The 1487-nt window shown below is 52.3% G+C and carries 2 protein-coding genes; both read right to left on the bottom strand.

Annotation, left to right across the window (positions count from 1 at the left end):
* Nucleotides 1–1116: type II toxin-antitoxin system HipA family toxin (locus ACT3UQ_RS19660; RefSeq protein WP_444637812.1), on the bottom strand; the 1116-nt coding region annotated here is incomplete at its 3' end.
* On the bottom strand, nt 1113–1421 hold the full coding sequence (locus ACT3UQ_RS19655) for a helix-turn-helix transcriptional regulator (RefSeq protein WP_444637811.1): 309 nt from the start codon (nt 1419–1421) through the stop codon (nt 1113–1115). The genes ACT3UQ_RS19660 and ACT3UQ_RS19655, both read right to left, overlap by 4 nt.
* Between the last annotated feature and the right edge of the window lie 66 nt (nt 1422–1487).

Here is a 1487-nt window from a genome sequence, read left to right as displayed (position 1 = left end):
GTCCACGAGACTTGCTGCCTTTAGCGCCAGCTGATTAGCCGACTGGACCGCTCTATCGGCGAGTCCCAAAGTATGCGCAAATTCTTGCCAGTGCTTCTTCTTGAGATTTTTCGTCTTACCCGCGACAGTCAAAGCCATGGTGTCATCACCGTAAATCAGCGTGCAGGGAATGTCGTAGATCGGTGCTATTGAGAACCTTCCATGAGCATCAGCCAGCATGGAAACGTTCTTTCCGTGCAGGTCTCCATTGCCTGTCAGCCACGCAAACAGAAACTGAAGGTATAAATTACGCTTAGCCAGTATCGGCGCCTGGCAGTGCGAAGCGAGAGACTCTGAAATCTGCTCGGCGCTGACTGAATACTTCAGGGCTGGCGGTAAATCGAGAACCTGTAATCCATCTTCCTGCGCATACCGTGTCACTACCGTACTATTTGCAGAAATCTGCCGGTCGAAGCGCTCGACAAGTAGCCCCTCGACATGACGGGTGTCGAAAACTAGCTGGTACTTGGCCACTGGTAACTTCAGAGCACTGGCCGCCCGGAGATGTAGTGCTTCATTAGCAACCAGATGCGGATGATCGCGCGGATTCAGCTTAAGTAGATATGCCCCGCCATCCAAACCCAAAGGTGTAGTGAGCATTGTGGCACTGATTTTTTCCTGCACACCAGGAATTGAGTGCCGGTCAAGGCTTCTCGCCAACATTGAGAAGTCTAGATCTGTCGAATCAGCAATCGCGGCCACTGCAGGAGGGGCGGTCAGTTCGGTGCCCGCCGGCGATACCCGAACATTACCTGGCGTATCGGCACCCACAACCATCAGTAGAGTCAGCTCATCTGACAGGCTAGTTTTCGCCGCATCTTTCAGTACCGTAAGTCGATGCCCCTCTGGCAATAAACCAGAGAAGAAAGCTGGCAAACCACCACCTGGACCTATATAAGGAACTGACGACAAGGGCAAAGCCGACGCGATTCCACGGTCACCAGATTCTATGTAGTCACTGGTGTACGAAAACTCGATACCTCCGTCACTCAAACGAGACAAGTGCCCAGCGAGCTTCGGCCCTTGATAGACATCGGCTCGCTGCACTCGCTTAAGCTCTTGGATTTCGTGGCTCATTTCTCCACCACAATTTTCAGCCCAAGAACTGCAGCCGCGGACAGCACGGCCGTGATGGAAGGGTTTCCACCACCAGTTTCAATTGACCGCAAAGTGCGCTCAGAGATATCCGCCAGCTCTGCTAGCTGCTCTTGAGTCAGCCCGCTCTCTTTTCTTGACTGCTGTATAGCGAAGCCAATTTCTGACAGGGAATTCACGACGCGCTCCAGTCCGGCAAAATCTCGCCGATTTTTACGTTTACCCTCACCATAATGCCTCAATAGAGCATTTACGGCAATATACTGCCGAATCGTTGACTCATTCATTTGTTTGTAGCCATCTCGCGGAGTAACGGCAGCATCACGCCGGTCAAGTTTTCGAGCTGTCGTTTA

Origin of the sequence: Glutamicibacter sp. AOP12-B1-11 (genome assembly GCF_052379245.1) — a bacterium.
In the GTDB taxonomy this organism is placed as follows: domain Bacteria; phylum Actinomycetota; class Actinomycetes; order Actinomycetales; family Micrococcaceae; genus Glutamicibacter.
This window is presented reverse-complemented; position numbering and strand designations above follow the sequence as displayed.

What these genes read in the sequence shown, in the direction of transcription:
- ACT3UQ_RS19655 (WP_444637811.1), bottom strand. Translation starts at nt 1,421, where the DNA reads ATGAATGAGTCAACGATTCGGCAGTATATTGCCGTAAATGCTCTATTG.